Below are 15,245 nucleotides of genomic sequence, written 5' to 3' on the forward strand. Positions count from 1 at the left end.
GGCAGTGATCAGGTCGTGATCGAGTTCGGCGGGGTCGTCGAGCAGAACGTGGGACGATGCTCGACGACGGTCCGCAGCGTCCACCTCAGGTGAACGCGGACTTGATGCGGGAGAGCAGTTTCTCCTTGCCGTTCCCGACCATCTCGCCGCGCCCGTCGGCGTAGTTGCGCAGCAGGTCGACCTCGTCGTCGGACAGCTTCGTCGGAACATCGACGCGGACCCGGGCGATCAGGTCGCCACGACCACGGCCCTGCAGGCGATGGACGCCGCGCTGCTTCAGCACGAACTCGCGACCGGGCTGCGTTCCCGGAGGAACCACGAGTTCCTCGGTCCCGTCGAGCGTTTCCAACTCGACCGAGGTGCCGAGCGCGGCCTGGGCGATCGAGATCGGAATCTCGGTCACGAGATCGTCGCCGTCGCGGGTGTAGTTCTCGTCGGGCCGGACACGGAGGTGGACGTAGAGGTCGCCCTTTCCGCCCTTGCGCGGACCTGCGGCACCGCGGCGGGTCAATCGCAGTGTCGAGCCGGTGTCGACACCCGCCGGGATGTCGACCTTGTACGACACGTCCTCGGTGACGCGCCCTTCGCCGCGACACGACGCACACGGCGTGGTGACGACCTCACCGAGGCCTCCGCAGCGCTGGCAGGGACTGGCGGTCACCATCTGGCCGAGCAGGCTCTGACGAACACGCTGGACCTGGCCGGTGCCCTCGCACTCGCTGCACCGCACCGGTTGCGTGTTCTCTCCGGCGCCGGAACCGTCACAGGTGTCGCAGCGCACCGGCAGCTTCAGTTCCACGTCGATCTGGTCGCCGAACACCGCTTGGATGAAGTCGACGTCGACGATCACCTCGACGTCCTGACCGCGCGGCGGACCGGAGGGCCCACGCTGGCGGCCTCCGCCGAACGGGCTCCCGCCGCCACCGCCGTTGCCGAAGAACGTCTCGAAGATGTCACCGAGTCCGCCCCCGAAGATGTCTTCGGCCGACGGGCCGCCACCGCCCGATGCTCCGCCGACTCCGGCTTCGCCGAACTGGTCGTAGCGGGCACGTTGGCTGTCGTCGGACAGGACTTGATACGCCCGCGAAAGATCTTTGAACTTCGCTTCCGCCTCGGCATCACCGGGGTTCGCGTCCGGGTGGAACTCGCGGGCGCGCTTGCGGTACGCCTTCTTGATCTCCTCGGCCGAGGCCGAGCGGGACACACCGAGCAATTCGTAGAAGTCAGCCATTTCGTCTCACAGGATGGCTGAAAATGCGGGGACTTGCGACCCCGCGGGATGCGAGTGCCGCGTTCAGCCGTCTTCGATGCGATGCCCGAGCTGCTCGCTGACGACATCGACGGTGGCCAGCGCCTGCGGATAGTTCATCCGCGTCGGTCCGAGAACCCCGACCGATCCGACGTGCTCGCCGTCGACCACGACCGGGGCGACGACGACCGAACAGGCCGAGAGCGGCTCGACCCCGTGTTCGATTCCGATCGCCACCGACATCCCCCGGTTCACGATGTCGGACACGAGCGACACGACGACGAACTGCTGCTCGAGCGTGTGCAGCACGGAGCGGACGACCTCGACCGCGTCGAAGGCTCGGGCCACTTCGGACACGCCACCGGTGTAGACGTGATCGGCTGCGGCGATCGTGCGCATCCGCTCCAGCGCAGCATTGCTCAGCCGGTCGACGCCGGGATCGCCGGATGGCGACAACTCGCTGAGCCTTCCGAGCACCTCACCGTCGAGTTGCGATGACAGGTGGGCACTCGCGGTCGCGAGCCGGATGTCGTCGTCACCGTCCTCGAGGTCGAGGGTGACGTGTTCGACCGAGCCGTTGGCGAGCACGACCACCACGGTCGCTGCGAGATCGGAGAGACCGACGAGCTGGATCTTCTTGACCTCGACCGCTTCGGCTCGGGGCCCGACCACGACCGCAGCACTGTGGGTCAGGTCGGCGAGCAGGTTGGAGGTCTGGTGCAGCATCTCCTCCAGACGGCCGTGCGCCGCCGAGAAGAACTCGCCGACCTGGCGCTGGCTCGTGCGGTCGAGACGCCCGGGTGTGGCGAGGTTGTCGACGAAGTAGCGGTAGCCCTTGTCGGTCGGGATCCGTCCCGCCGAGGTGTGCGGTTGGACCAGGAAACCTTCCTGTTCCAGCACGGCGAGCTCGCTGCGTACGGTCGCCGACGAGACCTGGATCGACGGGGTGCGCGCCACGCTGCCGGACCCGACCGGTTGAGCCGTGGCGATGTACTCCTGCACGACGGCGGCGAGGATCGCTGTCTTGCGGTCGTCCAACATCGTGAAGTCAGTGTACCGACCCATCGCTCACGGCCGAGAGCCGCCGCAACGCCTCCGCGCGCTCGGCCTGATGGTCCAGCATCGGTTCGACCGGACGGCCGACCCAGCGGTCGACGTACTCGCCGTGGGGGTCGTAGCGCTCCTCCTGGAGCGTCGGGTTGAAGACTCGAAAGTACGGTGCCGCGTCGGTGCCGGTCCCGGCCGCCCATTGCCAGCCGTGATTGTTCGATGCGAGGTCCCCGTCCACGAGGTGCTGCATGAACCACCGAGCACCCCACTGCCACGGGAGGTGGAGGTCCTTCACCAGGAAGCTCGCGGTGATCATCCGGACGCGGTTGTGCATCCAACCGGTCGCGAGGAGCTGGCGCATTCCGGCGTCGACGATGCCGAAGCCCGTCTCGCCTGCGCACCATTGCTCGAACCTGCGCTCCGCTTCGGGTCCCGTGTCCACCTCGATGTCGCTCAGCTTCGGATTCAGGTTCTCCCACGCCGTGCGGGGTTGGTGGAACAACACGTCGGCGTAGAAGTCGCGCCAGGCCAGTTCGCTCGAGAACGTCGTGTGCCCCTCGTCGCCCGCGCCCGACGCGTCGAGGTCCGCGAGGAGCGTGCGCGGATGGATGGTTCCCCACTTCAGGTGTGGCGACAGCTGGCTTGTCCCGTCGATCGACGGTCGATCTCGTAGATCGTCGTAGGCATCGAGGCCAGAGCGGGACGATCCATCCGCAGCGGCATCGATCTCGAGGAACTGGTGCCATCGATCGAGCGCCGCCTCCTCCCCCGCCGGTGGCAGGTCACATCCCGGATCGGGTCGTTCGCCGAGGCCATCGGATTCGATCCCGGCCGAACCGTCACCGACCCAGCGCGCATCGTCGCCCGGCACGGGATGGGGCTCGTCCCACCCGGTCCGTCGCCACACCTTCGAGAAGGGGGTGAACACGGCGTACGGGTCCCCGTCGCGCTTGCGCACCGTGCCCGGATCGAGCGCGTACGGCGAACCGACGCCGCGCAGCTTCCGGCCCTGCTCCGCCAACGCCTCGGCAATGGCGCCGTCGCGTCGGCGGCCGTACGGTCCGTAGTCGCGACTCACGAAGATCGAGTCGATCTCGAGTTGCTCGGCGAGGCGCGGCACGATGGCGCACGGATCCCCGTGGCGAACGACCAGTCCGACCCCCGCCGTCTCGCGCAACGACGCGTCGAGCGCGGTCAGACAGTCGTGCAGGAACGCCCGACGGGGTGCTCCGGCCGGAGAAAACGTCGGATCGATCACGAACAGCGGCACGACCTCCGCTCCGTCGGCGGCAGCTGCGAGAACCGCCGGGTTGTCCGCCAGCCGCACGTCGCGCCGGAACCACATGATGTTGCGCGAACCCACGAGCGGAGTCTTCCGCAAGCTCCGCGACTGCATCCACTCCAGCGGTGACGTGACGGGTCAGACCCGCGACGTCACGGTCAGTCGTCGAGTTTGAGGGCGTTGATGAAGACGTCGCCGGGGACTTCGACGCGGCCGATCGACTTCATCTTCTTCTTGCCCTCCTTCTGCTTCTCGAGCAGTTTGCGCTTGCGGGTGATGTCGCCGCCGTAGCACTTGGCGGTGACGTCCTTGCGCTTCGCCTTGACCGTCTCACGCGAGATGATCTTGCCGCCGATCGCCGCCTGGATCGGCACGTCGAACATCTGGCGCGGGATGAGTTCCTTGAGCTTCTCGCACATCCGATTCCCGTACGCGTACGCCTTGTCCCGGTGCACGATCGTGGAGAACGCGTCGGCCGGGATTGCGTTCAACAGCAGGTCGACCTTGACCAGGTTGCTCTTGCGGTACCCGGAGAGTTCGTAGTCGAGGCTCGCGTAGCCCTTCGTGCGCGACTTCAACTGGTCGAAGAAGTCGACCACGACCTCCGCGAGCGGCACCTCGTAGACGAGTTCGACCCGCTCGGGCGAGAGGTACTCCATCTTCTTCATCTCGCCACGCCGGGTCTGGCACAGATCCATCAACGGACCGGTGTAGTCGGTCGGCGTGAGGATCGAGACCGTGAAGAACGGTTCCTCGACCTGATCGATCTTCTGCGCCTCGGGCAGGTCGGCCGGGTTGTCGACCTTGATCGTCTCGCCCGCGGTGGTCGTGACCAGGTACTCGACGCTCGGAGCGGTCGCGATCAGTGCGAGACCGAATTCGCGCTCGAGACGTTCCTTGACGATCTCCATGTGGAGCAGACCGAGGAACCCGCAGCGGAATCCGAAGCCGAGCGCGCCCGACGATTCGGGCAGGTATGTGATCGACGCGTCGTTGAGCTTCAACTTGCCGAGCGCATCGCGCAGGTTCTCGAAGTCGTCGCCGTCGATCGGGAACAGCCCGGAGAACACCATCGGCAACGGTTCCCGGTACCCCGGAAGGGCCTCGTCGGTGCCGTTCGTGGCGGTGGTGACCGTCTCACCCGACTTGGCGTCGCCGACGTCCTTGATGCCGGCGATCAGGTAGCCGACCTCGCCCGGGCCGAGTTCGTCCTCGGGTGTCGGCTCCGGACGACGTGCGCCGATCTCCAACGCCTCGTGCGTCGCCGCGGCGTTGATGAACTCGAGCTTGTCTCCCGAGCGCAGGACTCCGTTGACGATCCGGATGCTCGACACCACGCCGCGGTACTGGTCGAACTGCGAGTCGAAGATCAGTCCCTGGAGCGGAGCATCGGCATCGCCGGTCGGGGCGGGAATTCGCTCGATCACGGCATCGAGGAGTTCGGGGACGCCGACACCGGTCTTGGCCGACATCGGGATGATCTCGTCACGCGGGATCCCCAACACCGTCTCGATCTCACCCGCGTAGCGGTCGACATCGGCCGCAGGAAGGTCGATCTTGTTGAGCACCGCGACGATCTCGAGGTCGTTCTCGAGCGCGAGATAGCAGTTGGCGAGGGTCTGGGCTTCGATGCCCTGCGCGGCATCGACGACGAGGACGACGCCTTCGCACGCGGCCAACGACCGGCTCACCTCGTATCCGAAGTCGACGTGGCCCGGCGTGTCGATCAGGTGGAACGTGTGGTCCTTCCACGGCACCCGCACGTTCTGCGCCTTGATCGTGATGCCCCGCTCGCGTTCGAGGTCCATCGAGTCGAGGTATTGCGCCTTCATGTCACGGGTCTGCACGGCCCCGGTGATCTCCAGGATCCGGTCGGACAGCGTGGACTTCCCGTGGTCGATGTGCGCAATGATCGAGAAGTTCCGGATCCGCTCGAGAGGGGTGGTCGTGCTGGCCATGTCGATCGCACGCTATCGGTGGGCTCCGAGCCTTGTTCGAGCACAGTGTGAGCGTTGTTGGACCGCTCGCAGGGCGCCGATAGAGTCTCACGGCTGTTCGAAGCGGATCCCTGCATCGATCCGTTTCACGAAGTACGACGTCGAGAAACTCTCGACGACCTGGAATCAAGGACTGACCATGGCAAACATCAAGAGCCAGAAGAAGCGCATTCTCACCAACGCCAAGGCGTACGAGCGCAACAAGGCCGTGCGCGCCGAGCTGCGCACTCGCGTCAAGAGCGCCGTGGCCGAAGGCGACGTCGACAGCGCGGCCACCCGCGAGGCGATTGCGCGCATCGACCGCGCCGCGGCCAAGGGCGTCATCCACAAGAACACCGCGGCCCGCAAGAAGAGCCGCCTGATCAAGCAGCTGCAGGCTTCGGCCAGCTGACGATCACCGAACTCGTACGACGGCGTCGCCTCCGGGCGGCGCCGTTCGTCGTTTTCGGCCGCGCTCCTCCCGGATCGACGCACCACGCGGACCGTTGCGGCTGACGCAGCGGCAAGATCGAGCGGGCCGAGACACCGAAGCACGTGGCCGCAGGGAGAGTCGAACTCACGACGTCTGCTGCGGCTTGGTGCCGAGGCCGGCTTCGCGGGCGAGGACGATCGCTTGACCGCGTTGGGTGACTCGGAGCTTGGTGAGGATCGTCGAGACGTTGTTGGCGATCGTCTTCGATGAGAGGTGGAGCCGGTCGCCGATCTCGGCGTTGGTGAGCCCGTTTGCGATGTGGGCGAGGATGTCGCGTTCGCGAACGGTGAGCTCCGGGAACGGTTGGTGCGCGGTTGCCGGCGCCTGGCTCGCTCGGCCGGCGAGGCCACCCAGCAGGCCGGGGTCGAGGACAGCGGTTCCGGCCGCCGCCGATCTGATCGCCGACAGGATGTTGGCACCGTTCGTGCCCTTGAGGAGGTAGCCGCTCGCGCCGGCTCGCAGCGCCGCGAGCACGGTGTCGTCATCGTCGAACATCGTGAGCACGATCACCGTCGTGGATGGCAACGCTTCGGTGATGCGTCTGGTCACCTCGACGCCGTGCACCTCGGGCATGTCGAGGTCGACGATCGCAACGTCCGGTTCGCGCTCGAGCACGACCTCGATCGCTGCGGCGCCGTCGGCTGCCTCGCCGACGATTCGGATGTCGTCGGTTCCCGAGACCACCGCACGCAAACCCTGGAGGACCAGTGGGTGATCGTCGGCGATCACGACCTCGATCGCCGAACTGGCTCCGCTGCCGTCAGCGTCGCCGCTCATGTCGGCACGATCCCCAGCGGGAGGCGCGCGTGCACGCGCGCGCCAGTCGGAGTGGGGCCGAACTGCAGGACACCGCCGAGCTCGGACGCGTGTTCGCGCATCGAGATGATGCCGACGCCCGGCACCCAGGGCTCGGTCGATCCGCCGTCGTCGCACACGTCGAGCAGGATCGCCTGACCGTCGTGCGAGATCCGCGCGCGACAATGGGAGGCGTCCCCGTGCCGGACGCTGTTGGTCGCCGCTTCGACGACGATCCGGTAGGTGGCAACCTCGACCGCCGCGGGCAGGTCGGGAAGCTCGGTCGTGTCGAGCTCGACCCGGCAGTGGGCCGATTCGAGGCGGCTCAAGGCGAGCCGGACCGCGTCGGCGAGGTCGTGGTTGTCGAGCGCGGGTGGCCGGAGTCCGTAGACCAGGCGACGGACATCGGCGAGCGCTCGGGTCGTCGCCTCACGCGCGTCGTCGAGGTGGCCGGCCGCGACCCCCTCGGGGTTCTTGAGCCGGACGCGCGCCGCGTCGATGTTCAAGCCGACAGCGGTCAGCACCGGTCCCAGCCCGTCGTGGAGATCGCGACGGATCCTGCGGCGCTCCTCCTCGCGTGCGGTGACCAGCCGCTGCCGGGACGTGGTCAGGTCGGCGGCGAGGAGCTCAGCGTGGACCGCGACACCGGCGTGGCGGGCGATGTCCGACAGCAGCCGCCGGTCGCGATCGTCGAATCGGTCCTCACCCGACCGCGGCGCCGCGACCAGGTAACCCTCGATCGTGGCCTCGTGGACAAGTGGCCAGCGATGCACCGACGCCTGCTCGGCACCCGTTGCGGCGATCACCGTGTGGCCCGGGGCACGCTCGATCGCGACGTAGGGAAGCCGGAGCGACGACGAGAGCGTGCCGACGAGCGCGGGAAGGACCTGGCCCGGCTCGACGACCTCGGACAACCGCTGATCGAGCGCGCTGATCGTCCGGTACGGATCACTTCGGTCGCCGTATGCGAGGCGATCGACCAATCGCTGCGCGAGCGACCGGAGCGGAACAAATGCAACGGCGACGACGGCCGCCGCGACCGACGCACCGAGTGCGTCCGACATCAGGCCGGTCCCGAGCCGGACGACCACGAGGTACACGCCGATCAGGAAGCCGGTCGCGATCGCGTACGACGCCGAGCGGTGGACGATGGTGTCGATCGCCCACAGTCGGTAGCGCAGTACCGGGATCGCGAGCGTGGTGACGAAGAGGAGGCTGGCGAAGATGTCGACCACCTGCAGCCAGGGAACCTCGGCGACTGCGAAGGGGAACAACGCGAGACTGACCAGGACTCCGACCGTCATCCACTTGAGCTGCTGGCGTTCGATGCCGTGGGAGCGCCGGTACCGGGCGACGACGCCGAGACCCGCGAGGAGGCCGGCGAGGACGACGAGTGGCGCGATCAACAGTGTCGCGTCGGCGATGCGACCGACGGTCGTCCCGCCGGTGAGCGGGTTGGACACGTCCGCGGCCGGGTCGGCGAGCAGGTCGGTGTACTCCGAGCGGAGGCTTCCACCCACGACGACGATCGCCGTGCCGACGACGATCAGGACCTCGAGGACTCGTCCACGGCGCGACGACGGCGATCCGGTCGGGAAACGCACGTACACGATTCCTTGCACAGCGACCGGGATGAAGCCCAGCGTGGATGCAGCGAGACCCAACCAGGTGATCGTCGAGTCGCCCCCCTCTCGCAGGACGGCGAGCGAAGGCAGCACCGTCCCGGCGACGATCACCTGCGTGGCTGCCGTTCCGGCGAGGAGCCAGCCGAACGGCAGGTCAGGTCGGCGGTCGATCAGTACGGCGCCGGCAGTGCCGTAGCTGACGATCGTCACGAGGAGCGTCGGCCATCCGGGACCGTCCGTGTGGATGCCCGGTCCGACGACGGCGACGTACCACACGATGATCCCGACGCCCACCGCGACGACGCCCAGTGACGCGACGGCCCACCGCCCCGACGTGCCAGCTCGTTGATCTCGGCCGTCCACGCCACACAGCATTGCCGTCCGCGATCGTCCAGGCAATGGACGCTGTTCCCGCGGCATCGGGAGATCCTCCCCGCACTCGGGAGCGTGCTCCCTTCCGCCCACGCCGGCGCCGCCGCAGAGTGGCACGGGCGGACCGTCGACCGGCGGCCGTTCGCCGTTCCAGGAGGAAAGTCCATGACCCAGCACACCGTGCATCCGACACCCGCACGAGTCGGCGAGGACCGACCACCCTCCGATGTCCGTCGCGTGTGGCGCATCCTGTTCGCGCTCGTCGCTCCCGTGCCATGGCTCGCGCTGGCGATCTCGAACGGGATCACGCCCGACGATCTCGGAGGGACCACCGAGGAGACCTTCCGTGCAATCGCCTCGGACCCGAGTGCCGCTCGGGCCGTTCAATGGCTCGGGCTCGTGTTCTCGCTGCTGCTCGTCCCGTCTGCCGTCGCGATGATCGTCGCGCACCGCCGCGTGATGCCGCGCCTCACCCTGCTCGTCGGCGGCTTCGTCGCCTACGCCTGCTGCTCCGCGCTCGTGAACCCGAACCTCAACCTGATCGCGCTCATCACCGCCGACCACGGGTTCGACAGCGGCACCACGACCGACCTGGCGACGCGCCTGGAGGAGTACCCGACCACGATCGTCGCGATCCTCCCGTTCTTCCTGACGATCACTCTCGGTCGCATCGCTCTCGGAGCGTTGCTGTGGAAGGCCCGAACGGCGCCGCGACCACTCGCGACCGCGATGTTGCTCGCATCGCCCGTCGAGTTCGTGCTCGCCGGCGGACCGTTCGGGTCGAATCTCGGTCCGACGCTGTCCTACGTACTGACGTCAATCGGCTTCGCTGCCGCGTCCGTCGCGCTGTGGCGCATGACCGACGACGAGTTCGACCTCCCACCGACCGGCGTCGGCACGATGCACCCCTCATGACCGCCGGGACCGACAGGGTCGGGACGATCTCCCGGAAGCCGGGGAACGTACACCCTGGCCAGGGGAACCACCGATCGGTTGCGTGGCAACCATGAACCGTCACCAGATCACCATCCTCGCCGCCGTCGTCCCGCTCGCCGGCCTCGCAGCGTGCGGGAGCGACGACCACCTCACCACGGAGGAGTTCCAGGCCCGGGCCGACGCCATCTGCGCCGACGCCAGCTCGACGATCGGGGAGACCCTCGGTCCCGTCTTCGGTGGCGACCCGTCACCGGAACAACTGCAGGAGGCGCTCGACACGATCGTCGCCACCTCGCGGACGACGCGCGACGACATCGCCGCTCTCGACGCCCCGTCGGACCTCAGCGACGACGTCGACGCGCTGTTGGCCGCGTTCGACGCCGGGACCGACGAAGCCGAATCGCTGGGCCTCGCCTTCTTCGACACCGACGACGACCCGTGGGCCGCCGCAGGCGAGCAGGCTGGGGCGCTCGGCCTCGACGCCTGCGCCGGAGGCTGACCGAAAGTCGGTCGTCCGTGGTGATGCTCGATGTCTAGCGTCGATGGTATGGACACGGCGTGGCTGGACACGTTCCTTGCCTTGCCCGGTGAGGACGGCGAGGTGTTCTGCGGTGTGATCGATGTGCGCCGCGACGGCGAGGTGCTCTTCCAATCCGCGTGCGGCCTGGCGTCACCGCGCTGGGGTGTGCCGAACACGCTCGATCTGCGTTTCGACGTTGCCTCGATCAGCAAGCTGTTCACCTCGGTCGCCGTGCTGCAACTGGTTGCTGCTGGGCGCCTGGACCTGGATGCGTCGATCCACGAGTACGTCGCCCTCACCGACACTGCCATCGATCGATCGGTCACACTGCGCCATCTGCTCACGCACACCAGCGGGATCGCCGACATCGCCGAGGAGGACGAGGGCGAGAACTACGCGGAGGTCTTTCGAGTGGTGCCGTGTCACACGATCATGACGCCGACAGATTTCCTGCCGCTGTTCGCGAGCAAGTCGCCACACTTCGCGCCGGGCAGCGGGTCGCGCTACTGCAATGCCGGCTACATCGTTGCGGGGATGGCCGTCGAAACCGCTTCGGGCCACAGCTTCAGGGAGTATGTGGAGCTCGAGGTGCTCGCACGCGCCGGCATGACCCGATCTGGCTACTTCGACAAGCGCTTCGCAATTCCCGATCTCGCCGAGGGTTTCGACCCGACTGACGATGGACGCCTCGAACAGAATCTCTACGCCTATCCACCCCAGGGTGCACCCGACGGCGGAGCATTCTGCACCGCCGGCGACCTTCACGCCTTCTTCGCGGCGCTGCGCGAGCGGCGGTTGCTGCCCGCGAACCTCACCGACGACTTCCTCACTCCCCAGGTCGCCGCCACCGACGGCGGGCGCGTCAGCCGGGGTTTCGGGCTCGAGTTCAACGACTTGGGCTACTACAAGGACGGCGAGAGCGAGGGCGCAAGCGGCATCTTCTCTCACCTGTCGGTGTGGAACGCTGACATCGTGATCCTGAGCAACACGATGGACGGGACCTGGCCGCTCCTCGGCGAGTTCGTCCGACGCGCCCGCGACGCTCGCGGCGACGACATTCGCTCTCGATGAGCACGCCGGGTCGGAGATCGCAGCCCGAAACCGCTGCCGTGGATTACTCATCCGATGCTCTTCCCGACACCGACGGGTTGGTTGCACTCTTCGCCTCCGTCGGCTGGACCGTCGACACCGCGGACCCCGACGGTCTGGCTCGCGGGGTGGCGAACTCGACGTTCGTCATGACAGCACGCAACGAGGCGGGACGACTCGTCGGCCTCGCCCGCGTGCTCAGCGACGATCTGTCCATCGTGTACGTCGAGGACGTGCTCGTCGACCCGGCACATCGACGAAACGGAAACGGTCGCGTCAGCGCAGTTTGGACAGCCGCGCGACGAGTACCTCCATCACGACCTCGGAGTCGAGCGCCTTCGCTCCTCGCAGATCGAGGTCGGCTTGCGCCACCAGTTCGACGGCGCGCTTCGTCGACGCTCCGCCCAGGCGATTGAAGTTCTGCAGCGCCTTCTTCGCCGGGAACCCCTTCAACCCCGTCGCCGCCGACGCGTCCTGCTCGGTGCGGGCACCCGCACCGTCGAGTCGCGCCAGCGCCGCATAGTGGTTGTGCAACGTCGACATGATCTGCAGCGGGTGGCGCTTGCCGCCGTGGATCATCCGGCCCATCAACGTCAACGCCTTGGTCGTGTCGCCTGCCGAGATCGCGTCGGTGAAGTCCCATGGCGGAACGCCGCCCGCTTCACCGAGGAACGGCTCGACGTCGGACTCACTCAGCCGTGATCCTTCCCCGAACACTCCGCGCAAGGTGCTGAGGACGCCGTCGAGTCGGGCCGGTTCCTCACCCAGCCATTCGGTCAAGCGCTGCGTTGCCCGCCCGTCGAGCGACAGGCCGGCGTGATCGATCTGCTCCCGGACCCAGCCGGCGCGGTCCCCCGCCTTCTTCGGTGGTGCGGTCGCGATGATCGTGCCCGACGCCTTGACTGCGTCGGTGATCTTCTTCGACAAGCGCCCCTCGCCGCCCTGGGTCAGGACCAGGTCGGACGAGTCGAGCGGGTTGTCGAGATAGCCGAGCAGCGCCGGCAGATCCTCGGCGTTGAAGCGGTTGATCCCGCGCGCGACGACCACACGCTTGTCGGTCAGGAACGGCATCGTCTGCGCCGCATCGACCACGACGCGCATCTCGTATTCCTCGTCGTCGAACTCGTCGACCATCAGTGAGCGATCACCGTCACCCACCAGGTCGTGCACGAGGTCGGCTGCTGCGGTCCGCACGAGGGACTCGTCGTCACCGGTCAGGAGAAAGATCGCCATGGCTGTCGGCAGTATTGCGGGAAATCACCAGCAGCACGACCACGGCGAGCGCAACGGCCACCCAGCCGATCCACTGCACCGGCGGATCGGGTTCGAAGCGGGCACCGAGCGCGGCCACGGTGTCGACCCAGCGGGTGCCCAGCCGTGCCGGGAACATCAATGGCTCGCCGAGCGGCGGGATCCACCCCGCGACGAGACCTGCAGGCATGCCGTAGAGCATGACCATTCCGGCAACCGGCACCGCCAGCAGGTTCGCCGGAATGCTCACCAACGGCAGCCGCCCGAAGACGAGCACACTCGGGATGACCACCCCGATCTGCGCCCCGAGTGTCACACCGATCGGCAGGGCGAACAGCCGAAGCGCAGCGATCCGCCCCAGACGCGCCGCGATCCATGGCCCGATCCCGCTCACACCCAACGTCGCTCCGACCGACAGCCAGAACCCGACCGACCACACCAACAGCGGGTCGATCAGCACCAGCGCGGTCACCGCGACCGCGAGGATCCGCACGGGCGATCGATCTCGACCCAGCACGAATGCGGTCGCCGACAGCGCCGCCATCGCTCCGGCCCGCACGATCGACGGCTCGTACCGTGTGAGCGCCACGAACCACGCGATCAGACCCACCGTGACCGCCCACCTCGCCCACGGCCGCAGGCGTCGGAGCCCGGGCCCTGCCGCCGCCAGGACGAAGGCGACGTTCTGGCCCGATACCGCAGTCAGGTGCGACAATCCGCTCGCGCGGAAGCGGTCGATCATCTCACGCGGTTGGTCGCGGTCGTCTCCGATGACGAGGCCCCGGAACAGCGCACCGTCGTCGGCCGGCAGACGCTCCGAGGCACGTTCGATCGACGAACGCACACGGTTGGACGCCCGCGCCACCGGGCCACCGGCATCGACGTCGCTGGCCCAGTCGACGTCGAACTCACCCACGACGTGTTGCCACGCCACCCGCCCGGCCCGCTCCGGATCGAGCCGTGATCGCTCGCCACTGACCGCCACCCACTCGCCACCGCGCCACTCGCGAACGCGTTGCTGCTGGGCGCGGCCACGCGACCAGAACTCGAACCGTTCACGGTCCACCTCGAGGATCACCCGGGTCGCACCGGGGTACGACTGTGGATCGTCGACCACCCGGGCCCAGCCGCGATACGGCCCGATCTCGTCCGGGGTCAACGACGACCAACTCTGATCGCTCCGGATCGACCCGGCAACCACGAGGGCCGCGAGCAGCACGAGGAAGAGGAATGAGCGGCGAGCGAGCACCACGGCGATGCCGACACCGCCCCCGAACAGCAGCGCGATGGCCGGATCTCTCACCCAGACGGCGATGATCGCGACGCCGGCGGCGACCATCCACTCGGTCGTGCGAACGACCGGAACCGGTCCGACGAAGTCGGCATGGCCGTCAACTGCGTCTCGGTCGGCGTATCGTGGTGTCCGCGTGTCGGTTTCACCTGCCCCCACTCGAGTTCCGTCGAGAGAGACGAGAACCGAGTACACCGTCATCGAGGGACCGCGCTGGTATCAGCAGCGGATCCGCTCGCGCGGTCCCGCTGTGGCGCTCGTGGTCCCCGGCGCCCTCGGAGTGATCGCCTTTCTCTCGCTGCAACTGTCGGACACATCGTGGAGCGGCATCGTCGGGTTGATCGGTGGCTACTTCGCCGCTCCCGCACTGGTGGTCGTCGGCGCCCCGTTCGCCGACCGCGGGCTGTATCCGATCGCCATCCTGATCTCGGCCGCGCTGTGGTTGATCGTCGGCTTCGTGGCTTCTCGCCGGGCGACGCGCAATCCGATGGCGACCTGGACCGACTTCTGGCGTCACTATCTCGCGATGCTCGTCGGCATCTGGTGCGGTATCGCGGTCGCCCTGATCGTGGCAACGGTCCAGATCGGCAGCGGCGTCGTCGACTGGACGTAGCGGCGGCCGCGCGCTGCGTCAGCGTCACGTCGAGACCAACCCCGCGAGCGCGGCGAGCTTCGCCGGCCCGATGCCGGGGACCCGTTCGAGATCGTCGACCGACACGAACGGGCCGTTCAGATCCCGCTCGGTGACGATCGCCGCCGCCGTGGCCGGACCGACCCCCGGCAGACGGTCGAGTTCGGCGACGTCGGCTCGGTTGACGTCGACCGGCCCGATCGGCGACGAGTCGAGCGCCGTCCCGGCCGGTGCGACGGTCACGGGCACCTCCTCGCCGACCTCGGGAACGTAGATCCGGTCGCCATCCGAGAGCACCGATGCCAGGTTGAGTTGCCCGGGATCAGCTTCGGATGTCGGCCCTCCCGCACGCCGGATCGCGTCGTCGACCCGACTCCCCGACTCGAGTTCGTACACGCCCGGCACTGCGACCGCGCCGGCCACGTGGACCGCGAACGGTCCGGGTGGGAGCGAGGTGGACGGGTCGACGACCGGGGCGTTCGGGAGCGATGACGCCGAACCGGGCGCCACGCTCGTCGACACCGCCATCGGGAGCGACGCCTCGGTCGGTGGTGGCGGCGTACGTACCAGGAACCATGCTCCGGCACACACGACCACCACTGCGATCGCCGACGTGACGAGGCGGATGATCCCGAACCACTCGACCCACTCGCGCAACCGGTCGCTCCGCGCCGAAGTGGCTTCT

General features: G+C 67.9%; 15 protein-coding genes and 1 pseudogene. 6 read left to right on the plus strand and 10 right to left on the minus strand.

Going from position 1 to position 15,245, the window contains the following annotated elements:
- Positions 1-85: 85 nt before the first annotated feature.
- The 4 genes from dnaJ to lepA form a co-directional block, all read right to left on the minus strand.
- Positions 86-1,231 (minus strand): molecular chaperone DnaJ, encoded by a 1,146-nt coding sequence (gene dnaJ / locus ON45_RS12795; RefSeq protein ID WP_040494381.1) that lies wholly within the window; start codon positions 1,229-1,231, stop codon positions 86-88.
- A gap of 63 nt (positions 1,232-1,294) precedes the next feature.
- Positions 1,295-2,290: a heat-inducible transcriptional repressor HrcA gene (gene hrcA, locus ON45_RS12800; protein ID WP_158412394.1), complete on the minus strand. Its 996-nt coding sequence runs from the start codon at positions 2,288-2,290 to the stop codon at positions 1,295-1,297.
- Positions 2,291-2,297: 7 nt separating this feature from the next.
- Positions 2,298-3,695, minus strand: coding sequence for a cryptochrome/photolyase family protein (locus ON45_RS12805; protein ID WP_051062999.1), 1,398 nt, complete (start codon positions 3,693-3,695; stop codon positions 2,298-2,300).
- Positions 3,696-3,739: 44 nt separating this feature from the next.
- The gene (gene lepA / locus ON45_RS12810) at positions 3,740-5,539 is read right to left on the minus strand and encodes a translation elongation factor 4 (protein WP_040494383.1); all 1,800 of its coding nucleotides are present in this window, start codon (positions 5,537-5,539) and stop codon (positions 3,740-3,742) included.
- 178 nt (positions 5,540-5,717) lie between these two features.
- Here lepA and rpsT point away from each other — a divergent pair, with 178 nt between their 5' ends.
- Positions 5,718-5,969, plus strand: a complete 252-nt coding sequence (gene rpsT / locus ON45_RS12815) for a 30S ribosomal protein S20 (RefSeq protein ID WP_040494384.1) — start codon at positions 5,718-5,720, stop codon at positions 5,967-5,969.
- Positions 5,970-6,134: 165 nt separating this feature from the next.
- Here the strand turns inward: rpsT and ON45_RS12820 are convergent, their stop codons facing one another.
- Both ON45_RS12820 and ON45_RS12825 read right to left on the minus strand, forming a co-directional pair.
- Positions 6,135-6,827: a response regulator gene (locus ON45_RS12820; RefSeq protein WP_051063000.1), complete on the minus strand. Its 693-nt coding sequence runs from the start codon at positions 6,825-6,827 to the stop codon at positions 6,135-6,137.
- Positions 6,824-8,833, minus strand: a complete 2,010-nt coding sequence (locus ON45_RS12825; RefSeq protein WP_158412396.1) for a sensor histidine kinase — start codon at positions 8,831-8,833, stop codon at positions 6,824-6,826. The genes ON45_RS12820 and ON45_RS12825 overlap by 4 nt, the downstream gene beginning before the upstream one ends.
- 174 nt (positions 8,834-9,007) lie before the next feature.
- Here ON45_RS12825 and ON45_RS12830 point away from each other — a divergent pair, with 174 nt between their 5' ends.
- From ON45_RS12830 to ON45_RS12840, 3 genes are all read left to right on the plus strand, one after another.
- Positions 9,008-9,757: a DUF4386 family protein gene (locus tag ON45_RS12830; RefSeq protein WP_040494386.1), complete on the plus strand. Its 750-nt coding sequence runs from the start codon at positions 9,008-9,010 to the stop codon at positions 9,755-9,757.
- A gap of 91 nt (positions 9,758-9,848) precedes the next feature.
- Positions 9,849-10,277, plus strand: a complete 429-nt coding sequence (locus ON45_RS12835; protein WP_040494387.1) for a hypothetical protein — start codon at positions 9,849-9,851, stop codon at positions 10,275-10,277.
- Between the two features lie 48 nt (positions 10,278-10,325).
- Entirely contained in the window at positions 10,326-11,369 is a 1,044-nt protein-coding gene (locus tag ON45_RS12840) for a serine hydrolase domain-containing protein (RefSeq protein WP_051063001.1), read from the plus strand.
- A 47-nt stretch (positions 11,370-11,416) separates the two neighbouring features.
- Here the strand turns inward: ON45_RS12840 and ON45_RS23660 are convergent, their stop codons facing one another.
- Positions 11,417-11,641: a hypothetical protein gene (locus tag ON45_RS23660; RefSeq protein ID WP_040494388.1), complete on the minus strand. Its 225-nt coding sequence runs from the start codon at positions 11,639-11,641 to the stop codon at positions 11,417-11,419.
- Between ON45_RS23660 and ON45_RS24095 the strand changes: the two genes are divergently transcribed.
- A complete protein-coding gene (locus ON45_RS24095; RefSeq protein WP_373281589.1) occupies positions 11,537-11,803 on the plus strand; it encodes a GNAT family N-acetyltransferase in 267 nt (88 codons plus the stop codon). The genes ON45_RS23660 and ON45_RS24095 overlap by 105 nt on opposite strands.
- Here ON45_RS24095 and holA read toward each other — a convergent pair.
- Both holA and ON45_RS12855 read right to left on the minus strand, forming a co-directional pair.
- Positions 11,694-12,620: pseudogene (gene holA / locus ON45_RS12850) on the minus strand (DNA polymerase III subunit delta); the annotation flags it as partial. The gene ON45_RS24095 and the pseudogene holA overlap by 110 nt on opposite strands.
- Positions 12,595-14,130 carry a ComEC/Rec2 family competence protein gene (locus tag ON45_RS12855; RefSeq protein ID WP_083914921.1) on the minus strand — a complete coding sequence of 512 codons (1,536 nt, stop codon included), beginning with the start codon at positions 14,128-14,130 and terminating at the stop codon, positions 12,595-12,597. The pseudogene holA and the gene ON45_RS12855, both read right to left, overlap by 26 nt.
- Before the next feature lie 49 nt (positions 14,131-14,179).
- Here ON45_RS12855 and ON45_RS22270 point away from each other — a divergent pair, with 49 nt between their 5' ends.
- Positions 14,180-14,542 (plus strand): hypothetical protein, encoded by a 363-nt coding sequence (locus ON45_RS22270; RefSeq protein WP_083914923.1) that lies wholly within the window; start codon positions 14,180-14,182, stop codon positions 14,540-14,542.
- 24 nt (positions 14,543-14,566) lie between these two features.
- Here ON45_RS22270 and ON45_RS12865 read toward each other — a convergent pair.
- Positions 14,567-15,245, minus strand: a 679-nt coding sequence (locus ON45_RS12865; protein WP_148288670.1) for a helix-hairpin-helix domain-containing protein, incomplete at its 5' end; no start/stop codon positions are given.

The organism is Ilumatobacter nonamiensis YM16-303 (assembly GCF_000350145.1).
Taxonomy (GTDB): Bacteria; Actinomycetota; Acidimicrobiia; order Acidimicrobiales; family Ilumatobacteraceae; genus Ilumatobacter_A; species Ilumatobacter_A nonamiensis.

What these genes read in the sequence shown, in the direction of transcription:
- dnaJ (WP_040494381.1), bottom strand. Translation starts at nt 1,231, where the DNA reads ATGGCTGACTTCTACGAATTGCTCGGTGTGTCCCGCTCGGCCTCGGCC.
- hrcA (WP_158412394.1), bottom strand. Translation starts at nt 2,290, where the DNA reads ATGTTGGACGACCGCAAGACAGCGATCCTCGCCGCCGTCGTGCAGGAG.
- ON45_RS12805 (WP_051062999.1), bottom strand. Translation starts at nt 3,695, where the DNA reads ATGCAGTCGCGGAGCTTGCGGAAGACTCCGCTCGTGGGTTCGCGCAAC.
- lepA (WP_040494383.1), bottom strand. Translation starts at nt 5,539, where the DNA reads ATGGCCAGCACGACCACCCCTCTCGAGCGGATCCGGAACTTCTCGATC.
- rpsT (WP_040494384.1), top strand. Translation starts at nt 5,718, where the DNA reads ATGGCAAACATCAAGAGCCAGAAGAAGCGCATTCTCACCAACGCCAAG.
- ON45_RS12820 (WP_051063000.1), bottom strand. Translation starts at nt 6,827, where the DNA reads ATGAGCGGCGACGCTGACGGCAGCGGAGCCAGTTCGGCGATCGAGGTC.
- ON45_RS12830 (WP_040494386.1), top strand. Translation starts at nt 9,008, where the DNA reads ATGACCCAGCACACCGTGCATCCGACACCCGCACGAGTCGGCGAGGAC.
- ON45_RS12835 (WP_040494387.1), top strand. Translation starts at nt 9,849, where the DNA reads ATGAACCGTCACCAGATCACCATCCTCGCCGCCGTCGTCCCGCTCGCC.
- ON45_RS12840 (WP_051063001.1), top strand. Translation starts at nt 10,326, where the DNA reads ATGGACACGGCGTGGCTGGACACGTTCCTTGCCTTGCCCGGTGAGGAC.
- ON45_RS24095 (WP_373281589.1), top strand. Translation starts at nt 11,537, where the DNA reads ATGACAGCACGCAACGAGGCGGGACGACTCGTCGGCCTCGCCCGCGTG.
- ON45_RS23660 (WP_040494388.1), bottom strand. Translation starts at nt 11,641, where the DNA reads ATGTGCCGGGTCGACGAGCACGTCCTCGACGTACACGATGGACAGATC.
- ON45_RS12855 (WP_083914921.1), bottom strand. Translation starts at nt 14,130, where the DNA reads ATGACGGTGTACTCGGTTCTCGTCTCTCTCGACGGAACTCGAGTGGGG.